Raw genomic sequence first — 23001 nt, forward strand, 5'->3', positions numbered from 1 at the left:
CCTAAACACTTCTTCAAATAATCTATACTAATGTTAAATTAATATTACCACCAAGCCAAACAGCAGTTTACATACTCAAAATTGAGGGATAAATTTCCATATAGCGAGCCAACTTGGTGGCCTTTTTAATCGGTTTAAAAACCTTCGCCGGATTCTCAAAGCTTTGTGAGAAATAACTCCAAAATTGCTTCATTTTAAGTAGCACATGCCCATCATCCTGCAACACCTCTCGGTAATTGTCCAATAACAATTGATGAAACTGGGCTTTTAAATTCAGCTCCTGAGCATCCGAAAATTCCTCGCCTTTAAGCTGGTTCACCAAAAGCGGGTTAATCAAAACTCCTCGACCAATCATCCAATGGTGCTGGCCGGCGACAGCCTGCTGAATCGCGTCCAAATCACCAGCATTCGCTAAGTCACCATTGTACACCAGCGGACGGTTCAATTCGCTTGCCAAACGAACAAATAAATCACGATTTGCTTGGCCTTTATACATTTGCCTGGCTGTGCGCGGATGAAAAATCAGCTGGCTGAACGGATAAGCAGCCAAGGTATCTATTTCCTTAAAAATCGTCTGATCATCAACCAAGCCCGATCGAAACTTAACGGAAACCTGAAAATCATAGTCCGAAAACAAACAATCCAAAACAGCTCTCAGCATTTCGTCATTCTCCAGCAAGCCGGTTCCCCTTCCACGTTTTGTTGCCATGGGATACGGACATCCCAAATTGAGATTTACACTGGAATAGTTCAGCTGTTTGAGTTCATCGGCCAACAAGCGCAGTTCATCAACATTTGCGCACAGAACTTGCGGAACAACCGGTATCCCCTGATTATTCTCCGGCAATACATCTCGATACTGGCTGTTGCGTATTTTTTTTCCTTTACCCACCGAGATATAGGGAATATAGTAAGTATCGATGCTTCCAAAAACCTGGTGATGACAGCGCCGAAAGACAAAATCAGTAAACCCCTGCAAAGGAGCCAAGTCTATGATTTCTTTTCCACTCATAAAAACGTTGATAACTATTTTACAGACAAAGGTAGCAAGCCCCACTATTTAACCTTGAAAATCCTTATTTTTGTGTAGAAATTTCACAACTGGTTTGGCATGTTACAAGGTACGAATCAAAATGATACACTTTTACGACAACTACACCAAGCAGTTGAGATCAGATCGTCCAACACCCTAAAATTGCAACCTAAGTTGATTCAACCAGATACGACCATCAATTTTGACACTGTCCGTCAAGCAAGTAACACACAGCAAGCGATCCCGAAGCAATCAGGAACCCGCGTAAGTGAAAGAGCTCGGGCTCAAGCAGAACAGTCAATCAAACTTGACAGTTTGAAACCAATAAGCCCGACAAAAGTAGAAACCCATACCGAACTTCCACGCCCAGGCATTGTGTTGCCCGAAAAATCGTTGCTACGCGATAAACCTGACTGGATTATTGGTGTTTATATTTTGCTCCTTATTTTGCTGGCATCAGTCCGCTTGTTTTTCAACAAATACCTGAACCAGCTTTTCCATTCGATCGTCAATTATGCGACTTCATCGCGCCTGTTTCGCGACCGTTCTGTCAGCATAACTCATGCTGCCTTTCGGCTCGATTTAATGTTCTACCTGATATTCAGCGTATTTATTTATCAATTTTTTAACCTTTTTCACGTTTCGTTCGGACAAACAAGCTTAATCACTTACCTCATCATCCTGGGAATGGTCATCGGCTATTACCTGTTAAAGCGCTTGGTCTATTCAATTGTTGGAGTGATCTCTGACAGCACTCAGGAGACTTCAGAATACCTTTACAACATGCATTTACACAATCGAGTACTCGGATTATTCCTTTTTCCAGTAAGTTTAGTAATTGCATTTGCATCTCTTCAAAATCCACGTACAGTAGCCTACATCGGGCTTCTGGTGTGTGGAATCTTTTATTTATTGCTAATAATTCGGGGCGCAAAAATATTAATCACGAAACATTTTTCTATTTTTTATTTGATTTTATACCTTTGTACCCTTGAAATTTTACCGTTGATTTTTATCTATAGCATGGTATTGGTTAAAAACGGGATTAAATAATTTTAAAAGTTTTATAACTTGAAAATCAAGAAAATATTAGTTTCGCAGCCAAAACCTGAATCTACAAAATCACCTTATTTTGACTTGGCTGAAAAAACCAATGTACAGGTTGATTTCAGACCATTTATTCAGGTAGAAGGTGTTTCCTCCAAAGAGTTTAGGCAAACAAGAATTCAAATTCTTGATCATTCTGCTGTAATTTTTACGAGTCGTACAGCTATTGATCACTTCTTTCGAATTTGTGAGGAAACACGGGTAACAGTGCCCGACTCTATGAAATACTTCTGCATTTCAGAAGCTACCGCTTACTATTTGCAAAAGTATATTGTCTACAGAAAAAGGAAAATCTTTTATGGAAATGGCCGCTTTGATGATTTAACTGAAATCATGAAAAAGCACAAGAACGAAAAATACCTCGTTCCACTTTCCCATATCCATAAGCAAGAGATTCCTGAACTATTGGATAAAGGAGGCTTTAAATACACCAAAGCCATTCTTTACAAAACGGTAAGCAGCGATTTATCTGATCTAAAGGACGTGAACTATGACATCCTTGTTTTTTTCAGCCCTTCTGGAATCAAATCATTGGTTCAGAACTTCCCTGAATTCGAACAAAACAGCACCAAAATTGCATCTTTTGGCCCAACAACAGCCAAAGCGGTAAAAGAAGCTGGTCTTCGTTTGGATATTCAGGCTCCAACTGCACAAGCCCCTTCTATGACGATGGCCTTAGAGCAGTTTATCAAGAAATACAACAAGGCAAAATAGATCATCACTACCATATTCAATAAAAAAGGGGAAGATTTTTCCCCTTTTTTTATTGTACTTTCGCGTTTATCATGAACAACTTCAAGCTAACAAAAAAGGAGCGGCTTTGCAGCACCAGTCTTATTGGTCAACTATTTGATCAGGGATCTTCTTTTTATGTTTTTCCACTGAAAGTTGTTTATCTCAAAACGACGCTCCCCTCCCATCATCCGGTACAAGTAAGCTTTTCTGTCTCTAAAAAGAACTTTAAACGAGCAGTTCACCGCAACTTAATCAAACGTCGCATGCGCGAAGCCTACCGCTTAAATAAGCCAGCTTTTTATGCCCGAATACCCGAGGGAGAGCAGCTAGCCATGATGATTATCTATTCTTGTAAAGAAGAAAAAGACTTTAAGCAGATTGAAAAAGGCATGAAAAAAGTGCTGGACAAACTCGCTGAAAGCTGGGAATAAAAAAAGGATCACCAGTCGGTAATCCTTCAATATACAAGGGGGTTGAAGACAACTAATCTTCATCCATAATTTCTGTTTGCATTCGCACAGAGTCTTCGTGAATTAACTGAAAAAGAATCTGTACAAAAGTTTTATTCAGGCTAAGCTTCTCACCCAATGAGATGCGTTTGTTCATCAATTCAGTCCATCGGTTAATCTGAAGCGCTGTTACGTTATTCTCTTTCTTATACCGGCCAATTTCACGGGCAATTTCCATTCGAGATGAAAGCACCTCCATCAATTCAGAATCCAATGCGTCGATCCGGCTACGGAGCAATTCCAGCTTATTCTCAAACTGCTTGTTAGACGAACTTGATTGACGAATAACCAGTTTATCCAAAAGAAGTCCCAAATCAGCAGGAGTAAGCTGTTGCTCTTTATCACTCAAAGCACAAGATGGGTCACGATGCGATTCGATCATCAGCCCCTCCATTCCCATGTCAAAGGCTTTCTGAGATACTTCAAACAAATATTCTCTCTTTCCGGCAATATGGCTAGGGTCGCAAATCACAGGAAGATTAGGAAGCAAACGACGCAGTTCAATAAAGGTCTTCCAGTTGGGATAATTGCGGTAATGCGTTTCGCGAAACGGTGTAAACCCACGATGAATACCAACCAGATTTTTAATCCCTGCCTGATTCAAACGTTCCAAGGCTCCCATCCACAATTGGACATCGGGGTTAACCGGGTTTTTCACCATAACAACAGCATCGGTCCCTTTCACCACATCAGCAATTTCCTGCACCACAAACGGACTTGCTGTTGAGCGTGCCCCAATCCAAAGCACATCCAAGCCTGCATTTAACGCTTCCTCAGTATGCTGCGCATTAGCAACTTCAGTTCCAACCGGTAAGCCGGTCTCTTTTTTCACTTGTTGCAGCCATTTCAAACCAATCGCACCAACACCTTCGAAGCTTCCGGGTCGTGTTCTGGGCTTCCAAACGCCACCACGAAAAACAAAGACTCGCTTATCTTTAGCTAGCTGATGAGCTGTCTCCAATGTTTGCTCTTCGGTCTCCAGACTACACGGCCCGGCAATTAACAGCGGGTTATCCTGCTGTGGCAACCAATCCTTAATTGGTCTGATGTCTAATTCTATTCCCATCTTTACTTTGTATAAAATTTAACGATTTTCTCTTCATTTTTAATCAGCGAAGGATTTTGTCCTCCTAAAACGGATCTGATATTATTGGCGTTCTCCATCAAATCATACATCCGTTCCTCATCATTCTGAATGCTTTCTTTGAAATCAATCAGGTGCTTGATGTAAACCTCCAGCGACTCAACAACGTAGCTTTTGTTTTGTTGAAAGATTGGTCCCCACATTGAAGGAGTACTTTTAGCCAAGCGAACTGTAGACCGAAATCCCCCGCTTGCCAAATCAAAAATAATGGAGCGATCTTCCTTGTCCTGCACAGCATTAGCTAGTGCAAAAGCAGCAGCATGTGGCAGGTGAGAAATAAATGCCGTGCTGTGATCTTGTTCATCAGCCGACATGTAGGCAATATCCATTCCCATAGCTTGAAACATTTTTTCAATAAGGGCCAGGTGCTGTGGACCACTTTTTTCGTGGTCGCAAATAATTGCAATCTTACTCGCAAAAAGTCCTTCCAAAGCAGCAGTTGGACCCGAGTTTTCCGTTCCCGACATAGGATGAGCAGCCACATAATTTCGACGCCTTGGATGTCCATCAACTGCATCAGCCAACGCTTTCTTGGTCGATCCCATATCCGTTACCGTTGTCCCGTCAGATACTAAATCAAGCACCTGAGGCAATACGACCTTTATTTTATCTACGGGAATCGCTATCACCACCAAGTCTGCTTTAGCAACCGCCTGATCCAATGGTAAGACCAGATCAACCAAGCCAATTTGTGTTGCTTCTTCAGCATGCTTTTCGTTGGCATCAACTCCAACAACTGAAGTTGCAAAACCACATTTTCGAAGATCTTTTGCGATTGATCCTCCTATTAATCCTAGCCCAATTATTGTTACATTCATGATTTTTGGTATAAAAAAAAGGTCCCGATTTCTCGGGACCTTCTTTTGTAATATATCTTAGATTTTAACAATACACTACCGTTCGACCCCGTTTTGTGAACCGAAATAATAAAACCAGTAATAAAATGTATTGCTAAAAATCGTTGTCATTCCTATGAATTTGAAAGCAAAGATAGCGTTTTCTTTTAAAATCAAAACCTTAAGGTCTTTTTATTTTCTTTATCAAATTAAAACTGAATCATTAAATCGCATGATAACAACGATTTAAGCGATTGCATTTTTTCTAAATAAAAATCTCATTTTTACTGTTTCACGAACTTTTGCGTGAAGACCTGACCATTCTCAAACTCGAAAACAACTAAATACAATCCTGGAACAAAAGACTGAATATCAACATCTTCATACAGTTCCCGAGCAACATCTCCAAACAGCTCTTGTTTCAAAAGTTGTCCCTGTGTGTTCAATATTGATAGTTTTACGGCTCCTGCTTTCAATTTGAAACTGCCTTTAACAAACAGCTTTTCCGCAGCAGGATTGGGATAAACCAACAATTCGCCGGGTGAAAAATCAACCAAATCAACAGCCGTTGATGGATCCTGAATCTTAAGGTCATCAATCACCCATCCCCAACCATTGGCATAAGGATCGGAAAATAAACGAAAACGAAGAACAATCGTATCTCCTGCCTGAAAATGACCACTATCCGTTAGCTTGAACATTCGATCAACATAGTAACTTTCCTGACCTGTTGCTGTTGAGTTATTGCCTTCAATTAGACTATTATAAGTTGATAGCCAAGTGGTGTTTTCTCTGGAATCATAACCATCCAGCAAAGGCAACCACTCTCCTGTTCCGTTTTTCGAAGCTTCAACAATCACATAGTCCCAAAAATTCTCATCACCAAACACGCTTCTGGTCTCTCCCGGCTCCACCAAAACCACCTCCCGAAATGAAATTGTCCCCAATTCATTAATGATAATCGGATATTTCAGTTTTGCTGTAAAATCAAGTGTTTCCTCATCTCTCTCAATACTTGGATAAGGGTGAGGACTGTGCAGTGCTCCATTCTCGAAAAGTTCTTCCTCGCCAATATAAAAGTCTGCTGAACTAAAATCTCTGGAAGTTGAATTAAAATCATTGACATACAACTCTACAGGATCATAATAGCCATCGATCATGAAAAAGTAATATCCATTTACTCCGGGCAATATGGTTTGATTTGCACTGATGGAGCTATCTTCGACAATGATCTGATAACGTACTGAATCGCCATCAACCAGACCTTCCAAACGCAGAGTATCCCGGTACAAATCATCACCAATTGACTTAAGAACTAACTCTTTGGGTTCATCTTCGTTCACCAGGTAGCGCATCTTCACCTCTTTCACCCCAACATTGTCTGTTGCTTCAACCAATACTTCCGCGGCTAAATCTCCTTCAAACATGAGCGGAATCTGTCGATGCGACACCAGTGGCAACTCCGAATCAACACCGATCTTAAAATTGAAGCTCTTACGTGGCGCCCTTGTTGGCAAGTAAAAACTACGTCCACTTGTATCCACAACCGTCAAATAATACACATAACTCCCTTCAGCAAGTTCAGACAAGATAAGCTCAAACTTCTGCTGTTGCTCGTTGTAACCCATCGCCAGTGTATCTGCTGTTTCAAAGCCGTCAACCGAATAAATAAAAGCTACCGTACTACTATCAATTTCTGTATCTGTACTAATAGCAGCATTAACCAGCAACTGATCAGCATCTTCAATATCTTTCAAAGGTTCATGAATAATGCTTGTGTGAATCCAGCCCATATCAGCAAAAATGCCCAAGGTATAAGGGCCAGGATCGTGAACGGCTTCGGCCATGTCAAAATAAGGAGTCATCAACGAGTTTTCGTTGCCATTTAAATAGGTTGACTCATTGAGGTGATAAATACTCGAACCTTCATCAAAAGCAGTGGGAGCAAATAAGCGCGGGTATGAATCGGTTGCACTCTGTAAACGGGCCGCCTCACTTTTTGAATACAAATTATTTGAACGAAACTGACGATACAAATCCACAGAAGGATTCGGATACAAATCGGTATCCACGAGATAATTGCCGACCTGATTAATTACCAACTCATCGAAAATACCCGGATAAGGAAGAATATCGCCATAAGCTCCCTGTCTATCCTGTTCGTAGAAAAAACCTGTAAAGCCCAATCCATGCCCGATCTCATGAAGAACGACTGAAACAAAATCGTATTTCCCAGCTGGTGTTTGCCCGTCGGTTCCAAAATACCAGTCTTCGTTAGCACTGTTAAACTGAGCAATAATATCCGGAACATCTTCTCCGCTAATCTCTTTGCCTTCCAGTTTTTCAACCAAAGCAATTGGGTAGTAACAATTTTCGTAAGGAGCAGCATCAAAATTCTCGTAATACTCATATGGGCCACAGCTTCCCAGCACATCCTCATCCAACTTGACCCAACGAGCAGTGAGGTAAATTGGCACGGGCGAAGCAATTAAACTTTCCCAAATCTCCACAGCATGCTGAAAGGCTGCTTTAGGCTCCTCATCAAAGCCAACATAACGCACAATGATAGACGATTTCTTTTGAGCTGCCGACTTTAGTCGAAGGCTATGCGCTTCAGGAGGATGCACACAACTTGCATGACTAACATTTGATCCATAGCAAATTGGAGCCGGAACCTTCACCCCTCTTTGTTGCCATGCTTTCTGCGAAAAAGCAGGGATAGCTAGCAATCCAATAAGTGCGATCAATAAAAATCGTTTCATCATTTTAGATTCAATATTCCAGCAAAATTAAGAGAAATCTTGTCTTATTTTTGTTAATTTGTGTTTCTAGTCTAAAGCCATAACAAACAAAACATGAAAAGTTTGCACAACTACCTCATTTTATCATACTTACTATTTTTTTCAGCGATTTCGTCACAAGCACAAAAGCACAATTTTGATGAAGTCTACCGTCCTCAGTTCCATTTCACTCCAGCCCAAAACTGGATGAATGATCCCAATGGATTGATCTATTTTGATGGAGTCTATCATTTGTTTTATCAGCATAACCCAAACGGAAACGAATGGGGCTATATGCACTGGGGGCATGCAACCTCCAAAGACTTGGTCCACTGGGAACACCAGCCTATTGCGATCTATCCTGATGACAACTCAAAAGATAAAGAACTGGCAACAGCCTGGTCTGGATCGGCCATTGTAGATCACAACAACTTACTTGGCTTACAGCAGGGATCAACCCCTTGTCTGCTGGCATTCTACACAAGTAAAGACAATGGACAGCGAATTGCCTACAGCACTGATAAAGGACAAACCTGGCAAAAATTTGCCGGTAACCCGGTGATTCCTTTTAATGAAAAAGACGAAGCTCGCGATCCCAAAGTATTTTGGCATCAGGAAAGTCAAAAGTATGTAATGGTTTTGTGGCGCAAACCAGACGGCGTACAAAACGCACAGGGAATCTCGATCTACACATCGGAAAACCTGACCGATTGGAACTACGAAAGTCATGTTCCCGGCTTCTACGAATGTCCTGATTTGGTTAAGCTTCCGGTAAACCGACGAGCTGATGATACCCGTTGGGTTATTTTCGACGGAGATGGTTCCTACATCGTTGGACAATTTGATGGTAAAAAGTTTAGTCCGGAAACCCCAAAAATACAAGGAGACTATGGTAAGAATTACTATGCAACCCAAACCTTCAGCAATATTCCGGAAGAAGATGGGCGCGTAATTCAACTGGCATGGATGCGAGGCGGAGAGTTTCCCGATATGCCTTTTAACGGGCAAATGACTTTTCCTAGCGAACTTGCGCTAACAACCTATTTAGAGGGTATTCGCCTGGTACGAACGCCAATTAAGGAGATTGAGCTTTTGCACGAAAAGGGAGCTGTTTGGGAAAATAAAAACCTGATTCCCGGTCTTAACAAAAACCTCACGAAAAAAGTAAAAGGCGATTGCCTTCACATAAAAGGTACTTTTGAACTTAAAACCGTGAACAGCTTCGGCTTTGTTGTCCGAAACTCTCGGAAAGAAGTGGGTGTTGAAATTCGATATGATGCAACAAAAAACGTCCTTTCCTGTCTTGGTAAAGGTGTTCGGCTGATGCCCGAAGATGGAAAAATTGAACTGGAGATTTTACTGGATCGAACCTCCTTGGAGCTATTTGGCAATGGAGGAAAAGCAGTGCTAAGCTCATGCTATAAGGCTGAACCAAGTGCTCAAGATCTTGTTTTATACAATACCGGAGGTGAACTTCTGGTCGAAAAATTGGAAGTTCATCCGATTAAATCGATATACCTCCCCGAGGATTAGCCCGTAACAAAAAAATAACATACCAGGGGAGTGCAAATTCAAGCATTCCCCTTTTTTATTCGTTTTGAATAGGCTAACTTCAAAAAAATATTTTGACAATATGGCAAAAAAGAAAAACAGAAAGAAAAAGGCAAAGAACCTTTCAAACTTCAATAAAAAACAACTCAAAAAACATATTCTCGATATCTTTTATGGCGATCCGCAAAAAACCTACAATTACAAGCAGTTAGCTCTTTTTTTAGGTGTAAAAGATATGGAAACCAAGAAACTCATCAATGTTGTTCTTGATGAGCTGGCTGAAAATGAAAACCTCGAACAAATTCAACGAGGAAAATTTAAACTAAAATCACGTGGCGGCGACATCTGCGGCCGTGTTGAGCTTCAACCCCAAGGGTTTGCCCACATAATATCAGAAGAAGTCGATCGTCCGGTACTCGTTTCGCAGCGAAACCTGAATCACGCCATGGAGGGAGACAAAGTTCGTGTATACTTGTATGCCCGTCGTAAAAAACACCAACTGGAAGGTGAAGTCGCCGAAATTGTAGAACGTGCAAAAACCACCTTTGTCGGAACTGTTGAGCGATCAAAGAATTATGCTTTTCTGGTTCCAGTTGGAAAAGTTGGTTTCGATCTTTTCATTCCAACAGAAAAACTGAATGGCGCCCAAGATGGCCAAAAAGCCATCGGAAAAATTACGGAATGGCCTCAGAAAGCCAAAAACCCATTCGGAGAAATTATTGAAGTACTGGGAGATTCAGGGAAGAACGAAACCGAAATGCACGCCATTCTTGCGGAGTTTAATCTCCCCTACCGATTCCCTGAAAATGTATTAAAAGCAGCAGAAAAAATACCGCTTGACATTCCACAGGAAGAGATTGAAAAACGCCGGGACATGCGTGATGTCACCACTTTCACCATTGACCCGGAAGATGCCAAAGACTTTGACGATGCCCTTTCCATCAGAAAAATTGATAAAGGCGTTTGGGAGGTGGGAATACACATTGCTGACGTTAGTTATTATGTGCGTCCAAACACCATTTTGGATGACGAAGCCTACTCGCGTGCCACTTCGGTTTACCTTGTTGACCGGGTCGTTCCAATGCTACCAGAGCGGCTTTCCAATGGCGTTTGCTCGCTTCGCCCCAACGAAGATAAACTTTGCTACTCAGCAGTTTTCCACCTGAATGATGAAGCTGAAGTGCTCAAGCAGTGGTTTGGCCGAACCCTCATTCATTCCAACAGGCGCTTTACCTATGAGGAAGCTCAGGACATTATTGAAACCGGAGAGGGTGACTTAAAAGACGAAGTGCTAACCCTTCAGGATTTAGCCGTAAAGCTTCGGGGAAAACGTTTCCGCGAAGGCTCACTAGCTTTTGATCGCATTGAAGTAAAATTTGAAATTGAAGAAGAAACCGGAAAGCCTTTAGCGGTCTCATTCAAAGAGTCAAAAGAAAGTAACAAGCTAATTGAGGAGTTTATGCTTTTGGCCAATAAGAAGGTGGCCGAGTTTATTGGAAAGGCTAAAAATAAAAAGCAAGCCAAAACCTTTGTTTACCGGATTCACGATAGGCCGGATCCCGAAAAGTTGGACAACTTCAACCATTTCATCAATAAGTTTGGCTACGGCATTCAAACAACCAGTTCCAGAGCAATCGCCCGTTCGATGAATAGCCTGATGGAGAACGTCAAAGGCAAGAACGAGCAGAATGTTATTGAAACCCTTGCTATTCGATCGATGGCTAAAGCCGAATACTCCACCCGAAATATTGGACATTACGGCCTTGGATTTGAGTTTTACTCCCACTTTACCTCTCCCATTCGTCGTTATCCGGATATTATGGTTCACCGGCTTTTAGAACGCTACCTCGAAGGAGGACGGTCAGCCAACGCACAGAAGTATGAAGATCATTGTCACCACTCTTCCGAGATGGAATCGCGTGCAGCTTTGGCCGAGCGCTCATCCATCAAATACAAGCAGGTTGAGTTCATGAAAGACAAAGTTGGTCAAGAGTTCCCAGGTGTCATTTCTGGAATTACGGATTGGGGAATCTACGTCGAGCTAGAAAATAAATGTGAAGGCATGGTGCCCATCCGAGAACTGGATGATGACTTCTACATTTTTGATGAGAAGAACTATTGCTTGGTTGGAAAACACAGCAACAAAACCTATCAACTGGGGGAACATGTGAAAGTCGAAATCTGGCGAGCAAACCTTGAAAGAAAACAGCTTGATTTTAAGCTCATTGAAACGTGATCTTTATTTTAAACAGGAGTTATAAGAACAATTATTCGAAAAATTGAATATCTTTACCCCTGCAAAAATCCAAGATACAATGGTAATGAATCTTCAAAACGGCGTGAATAAAAGAGATGCCAACCGGGAAAATATCTTAAAAATTGCTCAGGAAATTTTCAGTAAATACGGTTACAAAAAAACAACACTCGACGACATTGCCAATGCCGTAAGAAAAGGAAAAAGCTCATTGTACTACTATTTTGACAGCAAGGAAGACTTGTTTCAAGCAGTCATCATGAAAGAAGTTACCATCTTAAAACGGGAGCTGGAAAAAGTAGTGATGCGAAATACAGACCCGGTAGAAAAACTTCGCGAATATATTCTGACAAAGTTGACAACCTACCGCGGACTGGCCAATTTTTACCATGCCTTGGAAAATGACGTAACTGCCATTGAATTTATCGACAACATCAAGGATAAATATGATCAGGAAGAAATTAGAATGATCAAGCGCATCCTGATTGAAGGTGTTCGAAAAAATGAATTCGAGATTTACGATTTCACCTTGGCTGCCATCGGGATAACAACAGCAATTAAAGGCTTAGAAATGCCTCTATCAGCCGGAAATTATGGTTCTGTAAACTTGGAAAAAGGGGTCGATAATATCTTGAAAATCCTTTGCTACGGCATTATGAAACGGACTTAAAATCAAAAAAAATAGCATACAAGAAAAAGCAGTATCAGTTCGATACTGCTTTTTTGCATTTAAAAATATAAGCTCAAAATGTACGCTCACTGATAAGCTGACCAGCTTCATCAAACTTTTTCCAAGTTCCCACTTTTTCCCCTTTGTGGTATTTCATCTGATAGATTAACTTTCCGTTGTCGTCCCAAATCATCCATTTCCCATGCTTAACGCCATTTTTATAACTAGCTAAAGCAACCTTTTGCTTCGATTCGTTATAGGTAATCCAGGTACCATTCATTTTGTTTTTCTTGTACTTCCTAATCTCATTCAGCTGCCCGTTTTTAAAGTAAATGTGTACCGTGCCATCTTTCAACCCATCTTTCAAATCCATCTGCATTTTCGTATCTCCATTATCAAAATGAGTGGTATATTGGCCGGTATAAGGTGTCGAATCGGCATAATAAACACCATCAACTTCCTGAATATTTTGAGAATTGGTATAGAGCGCAAACAGCAATAAGAAGCTGGCTAATAAACTAATTTTTTTCATCTCGTTCTCCTTTTTTATAAGGTTTCACACTACGTTTTAAATGTTAACTCAAAGTTAACTACAGCCCCTATGAATTAACAAATAATTAACGTTAATTTTTGAATAAATTATTTCAGGAAGCGCGACGAACCGCTCATTATAAGACGAATAGAGCACTAAAAAGAAAGGAATAAAAAACTGAAAGCTATTGCAATTTGGTAGATAAAGACTTAACCGGATACCAAGCGGCAAAGAAACCAATTGCCAACACAACGGCAAAGGTTGCCAAAACATCGAAAAATTGTAAGTCAACCGGGTAAGCCTGAAGAGCAAACGAACCGCCTCCAGGTAGCTTCAGGAGTCCAAATGTTTTTTGCGCCCACACCAAAACAATTCCCATCACCAAGCCAACAGCTGCTCCGGAGAAGGAAACTAGCCAGCCCTCAATTAAAAAGATCCGCCGAATTAATTGGTTATCTGCCCCCATGCTTTCCAAAATACGAATGTCATTCTTCTTATCGATAATGATCATAGTCAATGAGCCCAGCAGGTTAAAAGAAGCAATAACCAAGATGAAACTCAAGATTAAAAAGCCGGCCCATTTCTCAGATCGCATTACCTGATAAAATAACTCGTGCTGCTCATACCGGTCCTTCACGACAAAATCGGCCCCCAGAATACTTTGCACCTGTTCTTTTACCGTAGCAACATCAGCCGATTCATCGAGCTTCAGTTCAAAAGCACTCAGCCGGCCCTCCATCTCAAAAAGCGACTGGGCCATTTTTAATGGAACCAGTAAGTATTTGCTGTCTATTTCCTGCTCGATGGAGAAAACCCCAGCAGGAAACACATAAGCCCGATTTAAGGCTTGTTCCGGGCTCATCCGGTTGGTAAAGTCCTTCTTAGGAACATAAATACGAATGGGACTTACGAAAGACAGGCCAATGCTTAAATCATTCTTGACCCCGTGTCCCATCACAGCATAATTCTGCGATCCTTCGTTCAACACAAAACGTCCTTCCAACAGAAAGGTATCACGCAAGCCCGAGAAGTTGTCGTAACCATCCGGAACGCCTTTTACGACAGCATACTTTTGCCGGTCTTCGTACTGAAGCAAAGCATTTTCTTCAACCACCTCAGCATAATCAATAACTCCGGGAACCTGCGTTACAGCCTCAAACGTCTTTTCATCGGGCACAAAGCTTTTACCTTTAGCAGCCGTAATTTTTAGCGCCGGATCGAAATTGGAAAGCATGCCTTCAATAAAAACATCGATTCCATTAAAGGTGGAAAGAACCACTATCAATGCCATTGCCCCAACAGCGACCCCAGCTACCGATATCGCTGAAATCAGGTTCACAATGTTGGCTGACTTTTTCGAAACCAAGTAACGACGAGCTATGTAGAAGGCTAATTTCAACTATTTGTAAGCTTTAACAATCAACCCAGTTCCGGTTGAATGGCTATTCTTAACATCAAAGAAATTCAAAATCAACGAAAAAGGAAAAACAAGCAAGTAGTAGAAAGGGAGTAAAATGAAAAATAACTTGCTAACTCCTAAAAGCAAAATAGGATATTTCATCGATAGTTTCCAGGAAATTTTCCCTGGAGCTCCATACGAATATCGCGCCTCCACTCGGCTAAATCCAGCAGTCTTAAGCTTATTGGTTATATCCTCCATATTGTAACCATCGCGCACGTGCTCATCAACAAACCCATGCACTCCGCTTTCTTCATGGTCATGATCATGATGAGCGTCTGAACCTCCTTGATCAGAAGGTGTTGAAATCAACAAAACGCCCCCTTTTTTCATGGATTGACACAAATTTTTAAACACCAAAGTGTCCTCCTCAATATGCTCCATCACATCAATGGATAACACCAAGTCAAACTTATCCGATTCAACATACTGCGTTAAATCGGCATATTGAAATTTCACCCGGTCTGCTCGATCAATCTGCTCAAAAAAGCGGTTACAATCTTCCACCTGCTCCGGTTTGATATCCGCTGCAACAATGTTGGCATTTGGAAACATACTCGACATCCGATAGGTGTACTGTCCAAATCCTGAACCCGCATCCAGCACTGCAGGCTGACTCATTCCTTCACGTTTCAACTGGCGCAACTCTTTCCGGATGTGCCACGAGCGTAGCAACAACCAATCGAGCAGGCGATAAAACAGTTTTCGAAGAGCGGGTGTTTGATTAAAAACTTTTCCTAACGAGCGCTTAATGGGGTCGTATTGCATGCTTAATCTTTTAAGAGGCGGTCAATATTATCGATGTAATCCAGACTATCGTCAATGTAAAACTCCAGTTCGGGAACTACGCGTAGCTGTTTACCGACCCGACGGCCAAGAATTCCCCTGATCTTTGGGTTGGCAATCCGAATTTGTTTCAGCACTTCTTTGTTATTGTCTGTTGGGAAAATGCTCACGTAAGATTTGGCCAAAGCCAAGTCGGGGCTTACCCGCACAGTTGTTACACTAATCATTTTACCCATAAACAGGTTACGACTTTCCTTCTGAAAGATATCGGCCAGCTCTTTTTGCAAGAGTCTGCTTATTTTTTGTTGACGCGTTGATTCCATAATTGATTGAATTTCGGGCAAAGTTACAGAAAATCCATTACAAACGATGACGGAGATGCGGCATGATACAGAGAGTGAAGTGCAAAGGGCCAGATCAAAATACAATTGCAGCTTATTACCTTATGAATCCCTGGTTTCTCACAATAAAAAAGCTGTCCTAAAATGAAGTGGTCAACTTCATCCTCAGGACAGCTTTTTTACTTTTCAGTGGATCAATTAAGCTAAGTCGAAACTAGCTTTAATTGGATCTACAAAATCAAGTTTTTCCCAAGTAAACAACTCAACTTCGGTTTCTACCTCACCAAAATAAGGCGAGCTAAATACTTTACGAACCGTACGAGGTGTACGTCCCATATGTCCGTAAGCAGCTGTTTCTCTATAAATTGGGTTCCGTAATTTCAAGCGTTCCTCAATCGCAGCCGGGCGCAGGTCAAACAATTCCTTCACTTTTTGAGCAATTTCACCATCATTCTGCGCAACATTGGCTGTTCCATAAGTATCGATAAAAATACCTACCGGCTGTGCAACTCCAATAGCATAGGCCAATTGCACCAACACTTCGTTAGCGACTCCTGCCGCTACCAGGTTTTTGGCGATATGGCGAGAAGCATAGGCAGCCGAACGGTCCACTTTCGAAGGATCTTTTCCAGAGAAAGCACCACCACCATGAGCTCCCTTACCTCCGTATGTATCTACAATAATCTTACGTCCAGTCAAACCGGTATCCCCGTGTGGTCCACCGATTACAAATTTCCCGGTTGGATTGACGTGGTAGATAATATCATTACCAAACAAAGCTTTCACACGCTCAGGAAGTTGAGCAATAACCCGTGGCATTAAAATCGCAATGACATCTTCTTTGATTTTTGCCAACATGGGCTCATCAGCATCAAACTCATCATGCTGTGTTGAAACCACAATGGTATCCACCCGCTTTGGCGTATGGTCATCGTTGTACTCAATGGTTACCTGTGATTTTGAATCAGGACGCAGGTAAGTCATTTCCTTACCTTCGCGACGAATAACTGCAAGTTCCATCAAAATACGATGAGACAGTTCCAAAGGCAATGGCATATAATCATCGGTTTCTTTGCAAGCATAACCAAACATCATTCCCTGGTCGCCAGCTCCCTGCTCCATCTTATCGGCCTTATCCACACCGCGATTAATGTCGGGGCTTTGCTCGTGAATGGCCGTCAGCACACCACACGAATCACCATCAAAACGGTAAGCTGCCTTGGTATAACCAATCTCATTGATCACCTTACGGGCTACTTCCTGTACATCAACATAAGTTTTCGACTTTACTTCACCCGCCAAGACCACCTGCCCCGTTGTTACCAAGGTTTCAATGGCCACTTTAGAGTCGGCATCAAAGACTAAGAATTCATCCAACAAGGCATCTGAAATCTGATCTGAAACTTTATCCGGATGCCCCTCGGATACAGATTCGCTTGTAAATAAATAACTCATATCTAAATCTGTTAAATTGACAATTGACTGCTTACGCGATAAACCATTGCGGCAGCATTTTAGTTGTGGGCAAAAAGGAGATTGAATGAAGTATGAAAAGTAAAGCCGATTGCTTTAGCATTTTTTTTACGTGGTTGCAATCAATCTCAAATCTATCCACAATTACTGGCACAAATGTACAATCTTTTTTTAGGATACAAAACAATCAAAATCAGCAAGTCAGCCAAATTGATGTTTTTTTGTAATGAAGTAACGACTCTTCAAAAAAGCCAAAGACACTCGGATACGATTAAATCCAACTGCTTCTAACTTCACTAGGCGCTTTTAGGATCGTTTAAACCTGCTCTTATAAATTAATGACCTTATTGGCAACCTTTTGCAATTCGATAATATCCATCATGGTTCCGGCAATGCCTACTTCAACTTTGTCCAATAAGTTGAAATGGTTTAAGCAGGTTTTGCAAGCGAGCAACTTACAGCCTTTCTTTTCAATGAGCTTCAACGTATCGATTACGGGTGAACCAGAACAAATTAACTGAACACCAGCGTTGTAAAATACAATCACCCGAGGTAGTTCTTTTTCTTCGCTAATCAAAGTCAAGTAATTTGCAATGAGTTTTTGCCCAAGCTCATCATCGCCAGCTCCCATGCCATTTTGGGTGATCTGAATCAGGCTATTCTTAAAATTTTCCATGTTTTTTGTGGTTGAATGAAGATCTGCAAAGATAAGCTCAAAATACGTGTCTCAACTAGAAATAAGCACTTAAGTTTAGTGTGCCTTATATTGGATTAGCTGTGTTTGATTAAGACTGTTCAAATTCGGCACAATCCAGGCGCAAGTCTTGTGTTTCCAGTTTTTGATCAAGCAGCTTACAAAAATGAGCTTCCTCCTTTTTCCCGTAATATTTACAATTAAAACAGGTCCGTTGTACACTGATGATATCCAGCTTATTTAATTGAACGATCAGCTTGGCAATATTTTCCCAAAGCACTTGCTTATCCTGCATCGTGCCCTGGGCAACTAAATCCGTTATTGGGCTAGCAAAATCTTCGGTTTGAGCAACAAGCTTATGGCCTGCAGCTGTTAGCCCAATGGAATAGCTCCTTGAGTCGCTGGCAGCCTGCTTGACAATTAACTGCTTTTTGAGCAAAGTTTTTACGGCATCGCTAATGGTGGGTTTCGATAGGTTAAACTCGCGAGCCAGGTAACTAACAGTTGACTTATCCTGAGAATGGTGTTTAATAAAAATCAGCAACTGAATTTGAATCGGACTTAACCCAAAGGCTTTGGCTTTTTCCCAAAGCAAGGTTTTAAACACCTGAGATAAGCGCTCCAATCCGGCTACGATCTTCTTATCCAAGCTCGTGTTTTGTTCGTTTAAATTAAATACCGACATGCGATTCGATCTTCGGGCCCACCACGACAATCTGCTTGCGTGGATAAACCAACATTCTTATAGCCAAAAGTAACCATTTCTCATCAAGAAGCCAGCTTCATCTCGGAAGTCAATTATCAGATAGAAGATTGGCGCTACAAACAACCTTCCATTTCAACAATGAAATACCCCTTTTCCTGAATCGCCTGCTGCATCTCTTCACTGGCTTGTTCTACATGACAAAACTGGCATTCTTTGGTCGTCAATGGCTGTTGGCCTTGCTGTTTCAAATGCAAATATGCTTTTCCAAACGCATAAATTTTGGACTCATCTTTCAAATCTTCGGGCACAATAATATCGAAGTGCATTTGCGCTCCATCTGTTTTTGTTACGTAAGTATCCCAAACGGCAACTTTCATTTTCTGTCATTTTAGTTTGATTGCGAAGTAATACAGCCGGAATAAAATCATCCGGCTGCCAGCATTCTTTAGCCTTTTACATCAGCCAAGGATGCTCCATAATTGATGTGCAACACATTCCCATTGGGAGTTAACAACGCGGGGACCGACTTTACTCCGGCTTGCTCAGCTTCGGCAATTCGAGATTGATTATCTCCCAAATGAACAACTTCAACATTAGATGAATCGATCAATTGAAGTAGCTCTTGTTCGGCACTTACACATACCGGACAACCTGCGTGATAAAATACGGATTTACTCATGACTTTAAGTTTTAAATAATCAATAGAAAGAAATGATATTTCAAATATAGTTAGGATTACTAACTATAACAAATAAAAAGACTTTTTATTCTTTTTTATAATTTTGACGCACAAAAAAAAGGCTGAATACCCTTTATAATAAGGTCATTCAGCCTTTAAATATCATTCTATTGGAATTGGCTTATTCCTACATAATTTTTTTGCGTTCCGGTCTTAAATTCCGTACCCATTGATTAACCAAGTACTCATTTTTCTGCATCCATTCCCTGACACCATCTTCCGGATCAGCTTCACTACTCATCAAGTAGATCAAGCTATTCATTTGTTTTTCTGACAATTGCATCCTCTCAAACAAACGAACAACCTGAGGAAAACGTTCTTCCAACCCTTTTGTAGCGATAGCATAAATGTTTTCCTGCTCACCAAAAACAAGCTTAGGGTCATCCAAAAAGCGAACTTTAAAACGATCGAATAACCAATGTGGCTCCCATCCCGTGATTACCATCTCTTCCATCCGCTTATAAGCTTCTGCAAACTGCGTCGTCATTTCCTTCTCAGAAAGGTTCTTTAAGCTTACAGTAGACAACTGATAATCCGTAATTGCCCGCCGGGTTTGAAACATGATTCCGGCATCAGCTTCAATGCCCACAATTGTTGTCTCACTGCTTTTCAAATCTCCAATCGAATGAAAGCGACTGTATGCTGGCACCACCAAGCCGGTTCGCGCATGAGGATACAGAATGCTCAACTTTTCAAGAGAGTCGGCATACTTTGCCCAATACTGACTTTGTGTTTCAGGCAGCCATGCATCAGCAAACACGTCTGCATCGCCTCTTGCTAATTCAGCATAGGCACTGTCTACTCCAACCAATTTTAGCTGTACCTCAAAGCCCATTTCTTCCTCCAACATCAACTTACTGAGCTGACTCAAAGCAATAGCCTCTGACCAATCAGTGTAAACTATCTTTACCTGTTGCGGTTCCGAAGACGAATTTTGCTGTGGCTGAGACGTACAGGCAGTCAATCCAACAAATCCGAGTAAAACAATTGCGACATTCAATATTCTAATCTTCATAGGTCAACGATTTTTGGGTTTGGCACAGTCGATCAAGGTCCAGCAACCAGAGGATGTCTAGTCAAACAAGGCTTCCAGAAACCCTAATGTTTGCTTGCGGTCCTTAACAATCAGCACCGGTATATTTTTTTCTACATCAGCTAAATCCTCCGAGGTACGGTCAAGAATAACATTGGCAAATTCCGATTTTATTTTCGATCCAATAACTATCAAATCAGCTTGGTTAATGATCCCATGGTGATAAAGTAATAGCGCTTCATCGTAATTCTTATCATAGGCAAAAGTGCAAGGAATTGCAGCCGGATCTAACTTCAACCTCTTCATAAACTTGACATACTCCTTTTCTCCATGTCGGCTCATCTTTTGCTGTAAGCGTCTTTCATCGTCATCAGAATATTGAGGGAAATGGCTAACCGGCAACTTAAAAGCATTTAAAGCCAGTAATTCTGCTCCCAATTTATTCCCCAGTGAAATCGCTGTTTTCATCGTTATTTCCGACATTTTAGAAAAATCTGTTCGCACCAAAATCTTCTCAATCTTAGGTGTCACAGTTTCACTTACCAAGAGTGTTGATGAAGGTGTTAAAGGCATCACCCTCCTCGCTAAAGCTCCTGTTCCCTCATAACCTACCTTTTTACCAAAAATAGTCAGGTTTATTTTTTGATCGCGAGTAAATTGTAACAAGGTATCAGACTTTAAGCCTTCCAACACATGCACTTCAACCTGAATTCCTGATGTCGGTTCAAACGACTCGCTTACCTTATCTTCCAATTCTTCTTTAACAACCTTACTAATTGGCTTTTTAAAATCAGGAAATTCACTCAAAATCTCTTGTGGCAAATCATACGACTGCATTAAATGCAAGAAAGACACTCGCTGAGCTTGAGTTTCAGCCACCAAAAAATTGGTATACCTAATCAGGAAATCATCCATCTCCGTCAAATCAAGGCATACAAGAATATGATCAAGCTTTTCCATACTATCATTCAAATTAATTGCTTTTTACTTTGATTCACGTTTCTTCATGATATCAACGATGATCCGTTGATAATCCTTACGTTCTTTCTCACGCAAACGCTCCATCATCTCAATATGTTCGTTCCGTAATCCTTTCATTAAACTATAGGCAATAATGAGCAAAATAATGGCAAATGGCAAACCTGTTGTTATCGCTGCGGTTTGTAAAGCCTGTAAGCCTCCTCCCAACAACAATACAGCGGCTATTCCTCCTTCGGTCAGTGCCCAAAAAATACGCTGAGCAACTGGAGCATCCAATTTTCCTCCCGCCGTGAGGCTATCTACCACCAATGATCCCGAATCAGAACTGGTTACGAAGAAACTTGCAACTAAAACAACCCCAACAAAGGACGTTATCATCGAAAGTGGAAATTGCTCAAGAAGCACATACAACGATGTGGCAACATTGTCTTTTACAGCACCAGCAATATCAGCAAGCCCATTTAACTCTAAAAACATGGCACTTCCTCCAAAAGCCGATAACCATAAAAAGGTCAGCAAAGTAGGGACAATTAAAACTCCCAATACAAACTCTTTCAGGGTTCGGCCCCTTGAAATACGGGCAATGAACATCCCCACAAATGGCGACCAGCTGACCCACCAAGCCCAATAAAAGACCGTCCAACTATTTTGCCAATCTGACTGCTGGTAGGTTTCCGTCCAAAAGCTTAGCTCAAAGAAATTTTGCACGTAACTCCCCAGGTTTTGGACAAACGAATCGACGATAAACAACGTTGGTCCAACAATAATGATGAACAGGAGAAATAGCGCAGCTATAACGATATTAATCTCACTCAAACGTTTAACACCTGAGCTTAAACCAGCAATAACCGAACCTGTTGCGGCAAGTGTAATCACGACAATCAAAATAACCTGAGTCTTGATCGTATCGGGCAATCCAAATAAATGTGCCAAGCCCGCGCTAACCTGCTGCACTCCCATCCCGAGTGAGGTTGCCAGACCAAAAAGCGTAGCCACAACCGCCAGTACATTGATCATCTTCCCTATCGGGCCATTCACTTTCCGCCCCAATAAAGGATAAAATACCGAACTGATCGTTAGCGGCAGTCCGCGGTTAAACGTAAAAAATGCCAGAGCCATCCCCACCAAAGCGTAGATTCCCCAAGCATGCAAGCCCCAGTGTAAAAAGGTAAGCTCCATCGCTACCCGGGCTGCTTCAACGGTTCGTCCTTCTGAAAGTGGCGAGTTAAAGAAGTGATTCATCGGTTCGCCCACACTCCAGAATAAAATTCCAATCCCCATTCCAGCACTAAACAACATGGCAAACCAAGCTCCCCGGGAAAACTCAGGCTTAGCCGTTTTTCCTCCAAGCTTAATACTTCCGTACTTACTAAAAGCAATGTATAAGACGAAAATCAGGAAAAAGTTTACTGCTAAAACAAAAAACCATCCCCCAGCATCGGAGATGGCATTTTGAAGATTATTGAACACTTGGGCCATTGGTGCCCCTACGATTAGCGTTACCGAAATAAATAAAACAATGATAATTGCCGAAGGCCAAAAAACCGGTGCATCAACGTCAAAATACTTTTTTGTGGATTTCAACTCGGGGTTAAGTTCAACCTTTTCTTCTTGTTCTTCCATTCATTTCTATTTATT

The 23001-nt window shown here is 41.4% G+C and carries 22 protein-coding genes; 6 read left to right on the forward strand and 16 right to left on the reverse strand.

Translation table 11 applies throughout. From position 1 onward, the window contains the following. Positions 1–67 precede the first annotated feature (67 nt). Complete coding sequence (locus tag BM156_RS01420) at positions 68–1012, reverse strand: tRNA dihydrouridine synthase (RefSeq protein WP_093918034.1); 945 nt, start codon at positions 1010–1012, stop codon at positions 68–70. Positions 1013–1111: 99 nt separating this feature from the next. Here BM156_RS01420 and BM156_RS01425 point away from each other — a divergent pair, with 99 nt between their 5' ends. From BM156_RS01425 to rnpA, 3 genes are all read left to right on the forward strand, one after another. Then, complete coding sequence (locus BM156_RS01425) at positions 1112–2086, forward strand: DUF4271 domain-containing protein (protein ID WP_093918035.1); 975 nt, start codon at positions 1112–1114, stop codon at positions 2084–2086. Between the two features lie 18 nt (positions 2087–2104). After that, the gene (locus tag BM156_RS01430) at positions 2105–2854 is read left to right on the forward strand and encodes a uroporphyrinogen-III synthase (protein ID WP_093918036.1); all 750 of its coding nucleotides are present in this window, start codon (positions 2105–2107) and stop codon (positions 2852–2854) included. Positions 2855–2925: 71 nt separating this feature from the next. After that, complete coding sequence (gene rnpA / locus BM156_RS01435) at positions 2926–3306, forward strand: ribonuclease P protein component (RefSeq protein ID WP_093918037.1); 381 nt, start codon at positions 2926–2928, stop codon at positions 3304–3306. A gap of 52 nt (positions 3307–3358) precedes the next feature. On the opposite strand, the gene BM156_RS01440 is transcribed toward rnpA, so the two are convergent. The 3 genes from BM156_RS01440 to BM156_RS01450 form a co-directional block, all read right to left on the reverse strand. After that, the gene (locus tag BM156_RS01440) at positions 3359–4450 is read right to left on the reverse strand and encodes a chorismate mutase (RefSeq protein ID WP_093918038.1); all 1092 of its coding nucleotides are present in this window, start codon (positions 4448–4450) and stop codon (positions 3359–3361) included. A 2-nt stretch (positions 4451–4452) separates the two neighbouring features. Continuing rightward, the gene (locus BM156_RS01445) at positions 4453–5346 is read right to left on the reverse strand and encodes a prephenate dehydrogenase (protein WP_093918039.1); all 894 of its coding nucleotides are present in this window, start codon (positions 5344–5346) and stop codon (positions 4453–4455) included. A gap of 302 nt (positions 5347–5648) precedes the next feature. After that, positions 5649–8129: a T9SS type A sorting domain-containing protein gene (locus BM156_RS01450; protein WP_093918040.1), complete on the reverse strand. Its 2481-nt coding sequence runs from the start codon at positions 8127–8129 to the stop codon at positions 5649–5651. A gap of 90 nt (positions 8130–8219) precedes the next feature. Here BM156_RS01450 and BM156_RS01455 point away from each other — a divergent pair, with 90 nt between their 5' ends. The 3 genes from BM156_RS01455 (at position 8220) to BM156_RS01465 (ending at position 12619) form a co-directional block, all read left to right on the forward strand. Further along, positions 8220–9677, forward strand: a complete 1458-nt coding sequence (locus BM156_RS01455; RefSeq protein WP_093918041.1) for a glycoside hydrolase family 32 protein — start codon at positions 8220–8222, stop codon at positions 9675–9677. Between the two features lie 100 nt (positions 9678–9777). Continuing rightward, positions 9778–11931: a ribonuclease R gene (rnr, locus tag BM156_RS01460; RefSeq protein ID WP_093918042.1), complete on the forward strand. Its 2154-nt coding sequence runs from the start codon at positions 9778–9780 to the stop codon at positions 11929–11931. A 79-nt stretch (positions 11932–12010) separates the two neighbouring features. Further along, positions 12011–12619, forward strand: a complete 609-nt coding sequence (locus tag BM156_RS01465) for a TetR/AcrR family transcriptional regulator (RefSeq protein ID WP_133465245.1) — start codon at positions 12011–12013, stop codon at positions 12617–12619. Positions 12620–12692: 73 nt separating this feature from the next. Here BM156_RS01465 and BM156_RS01470 read toward each other — a convergent pair whose 3' ends face one another. The 12 genes from BM156_RS01470 to BM156_RS01525 all read right to left on the reverse strand — a co-directional run bounded on the left by BM156_RS01470 (position 12693) and on the right by BM156_RS01525 (position 22986). Further along, on the reverse strand, positions 12693–13151 hold the full coding sequence (locus BM156_RS01470) for a toxin-antitoxin system YwqK family antitoxin (protein ID WP_093918044.1): 459 nt from the start codon (positions 13149–13151) through the stop codon (positions 12693–12695). Positions 13152–13335: 184 nt separating this feature from the next. After that, complete coding sequence (locus tag BM156_RS01475) at positions 13336–14550, reverse strand: ABC transporter permease (RefSeq protein WP_093918045.1); 1215 nt, start codon at positions 14548–14550, stop codon at positions 13336–13338. Further along, positions 14551–15378 carry a class I SAM-dependent methyltransferase gene (locus tag BM156_RS01480; RefSeq protein ID WP_093918046.1) on the reverse strand — a complete coding sequence of 276 codons (828 nt, stop codon included), beginning with the start codon at positions 15376–15378 and terminating at the stop codon, positions 14551–14553. A 2-nt stretch (positions 15379–15380) separates the two neighbouring features. Continuing rightward, on the reverse strand, positions 15381–15719 hold the full coding sequence (rbfA, locus tag BM156_RS01485; RefSeq protein ID WP_093918047.1) for a 30S ribosome-binding factor RbfA: 339 nt from the start codon (positions 15717–15719) through the stop codon (positions 15381–15383). Between the two features lie 216 nt (positions 15720–15935). After that, complete coding sequence (metK, locus tag BM156_RS01490) at positions 15936–17192, reverse strand: methionine adenosyltransferase (RefSeq protein ID WP_093918048.1); 1257 nt, start codon at positions 17190–17192, stop codon at positions 15936–15938. A 346-nt stretch (positions 17193–17538) separates the two neighbouring features. Beyond that, positions 17539–17886: a sulfurtransferase-like selenium metabolism protein YedF gene (gene yedF / locus BM156_RS01495; RefSeq protein ID WP_093918049.1), complete on the reverse strand. Its 348-nt coding sequence runs from the start codon at positions 17884–17886 to the stop codon at positions 17539–17541. Between the two features lie 109 nt (positions 17887–17995). Beyond that, complete coding sequence (locus BM156_RS01500) at positions 17996–18589, reverse strand: MarR family winged helix-turn-helix transcriptional regulator (RefSeq protein ID WP_093918050.1); 594 nt, start codon at positions 18587–18589, stop codon at positions 17996–17998. Positions 18590–18723: 134 nt separating this feature from the next. Continuing rightward, a complete protein-coding gene (locus tag BM156_RS01505; protein ID WP_093918051.1) occupies positions 18724–18987 on the reverse strand; it encodes a DUF2024 family protein in 264 nt (87 codons plus the stop codon). Positions 18988–19055: 68 nt separating this feature from the next. Beyond that, positions 19056–19289 carry a thioredoxin domain-containing protein gene (locus BM156_RS01510; RefSeq protein ID WP_093918052.1) on the reverse strand — a complete coding sequence of 78 codons (234 nt, stop codon included), beginning with the start codon at positions 19287–19289 and terminating at the stop codon, positions 19056–19058. Positions 19290–19476: 187 nt separating this feature from the next. After that, positions 19477–20364: a glycine betaine ABC transporter substrate-binding protein gene (locus BM156_RS01515; protein WP_093918053.1), complete on the reverse strand. Its 888-nt coding sequence runs from the start codon at positions 20362–20364 to the stop codon at positions 19477–19479. A gap of 57 nt (positions 20365–20421) precedes the next feature. Further along, complete coding sequence (locus BM156_RS01520) at positions 20422–21342, reverse strand: universal stress protein (RefSeq protein WP_093918054.1); 921 nt, start codon at positions 21340–21342, stop codon at positions 20422–20424. A 24-nt stretch (positions 21343–21366) separates the two neighbouring features. Beyond that, positions 21367–22986 carry a BCCT family transporter gene (locus tag BM156_RS01525; RefSeq protein ID WP_093918055.1) on the reverse strand — a complete coding sequence of 540 codons (1620 nt, stop codon included), beginning with the start codon at positions 22984–22986 and terminating at the stop codon, positions 21367–21369. Between the last annotated feature and the right edge of the window lie 15 nt (positions 22987–23001).

Source organism: Sunxiuqinia elliptica (assembly GCF_900113005.1).
Lineage (GTDB): Bacteria > Bacteroidota > Bacteroidia > Bacteroidales > Prolixibacteraceae > Sunxiuqinia > Sunxiuqinia elliptica.

What these genes read in the sequence shown, in the direction of transcription:
- BM156_RS01500 (WP_093918050.1), bottom strand. Translation starts at nt 18,589, where the DNA reads ATGTCGGTATTTAATTTAAACGAACAAAACACGAGCTTGGATAAGAAG.
- rnpA (WP_093918037.1), top strand. Translation starts at nt 2,926, where the DNA reads ATGAACAACTTCAAGCTAACAAAAAAGGAGCGGCTTTGCAGCACCAGT.
- metK (WP_093918048.1), bottom strand. Translation starts at nt 17,192, where the DNA reads ATGAGTTATTTATTTACAAGCGAATCTGTATCCGAGGGGCATCCGGAT.
- BM156_RS01525 (WP_093918055.1), bottom strand. Translation starts at nt 22,986, where the DNA reads ATGGAAGAACAAGAAGAAAAGGTTGAACTTAACCCCGAGTTGAAATCC.
- rbfA (WP_093918047.1), bottom strand. Translation starts at nt 15,719, where the DNA reads ATGGAATCAACGCGTCAACAAAAAATAAGCAGACTCTTGCAAAAAGAG.
- BM156_RS01455 (WP_093918041.1), top strand. Translation starts at nt 8,220, where the DNA reads ATGAAAAGTTTGCACAACTACCTCATTTTATCATACTTACTATTTTTT.
- yedF (WP_093918049.1), bottom strand. Translation starts at nt 17,886, where the DNA reads ATGGAAAATTTTAAGAATAGCCTGATTCAGATCACCCAAAATGGCATG.
- BM156_RS01450 (WP_093918040.1), bottom strand. Translation starts at nt 8,129, where the DNA reads ATGATGAAACGATTTTTATTGATCGCACTTATTGGATTGCTAGCTATC.
- BM156_RS01515 (WP_093918053.1), bottom strand. Translation starts at nt 20,364, where the DNA reads ATGAAGATTAGAATATTGAATGTCGCAATTGTTTTACTCGGATTTGTT.
- BM156_RS01425 (WP_093918035.1), top strand. Translation starts at nt 1,112, where the DNA reads ATGTTACAAGGTACGAATCAAAATGATACACTTTTACGACAACTACAC.
- BM156_RS01480 (WP_093918046.1), bottom strand. Translation starts at nt 15,378, where the DNA reads ATGCAATACGACCCCATTAAGCGCTCGTTAGGAAAAGTTTTTAATCAA.
- BM156_RS01470 (WP_093918044.1), bottom strand. Translation starts at nt 13,151, where the DNA reads ATGAAAAAAATTAGTTTATTAGCCAGCTTCTTATTGCTGTTTGCGCTC.
- BM156_RS01420 (WP_093918034.1), bottom strand. Translation starts at nt 1,012, where the DNA reads ATGAGTGGAAAAGAAATCATAGACTTGGCTCCTTTGCAGGGGTTTACT.
- BM156_RS01465 (WP_133465245.1), top strand. Translation starts at nt 12,011, where the DNA reads ATGGTAATGAATCTTCAAAACGGCGTGAATAAAAGAGATGCCAACCGG.
- BM156_RS01505 (WP_093918051.1), bottom strand. Translation starts at nt 18,987, where the DNA reads ATGAAAGTTGCCGTTTGGGATACTTACGTAACAAAAACAGATGGAGCG.
- rnr (WP_093918042.1), top strand. Translation starts at nt 9,778, where the DNA reads ATGGCAAAAAAGAAAAACAGAAAGAAAAAGGCAAAGAACCTTTCAAAC.
- BM156_RS01440 (WP_093918038.1), bottom strand. Translation starts at nt 4,450, where the DNA reads ATGGGAATAGAATTAGACATCAGACCAATTAAGGATTGGTTGCCACAG.
- BM156_RS01520 (WP_093918054.1), bottom strand. Translation starts at nt 21,342, where the DNA reads ATGGAAAAGCTTGATCATATTCTTGTATGCCTTGATTTGACGGAGATG.
- BM156_RS01510 (WP_093918052.1), bottom strand. Translation starts at nt 19,289, where the DNA reads ATGAGTAAATCCGTATTTTATCACGCAGGTTGTCCGGTATGTGTAAGT.
- BM156_RS01445 (WP_093918039.1), bottom strand. Translation starts at nt 5,346, where the DNA reads ATGAATGTAACAATAATTGGGCTAGGATTAATAGGAGGATCAATCGCA.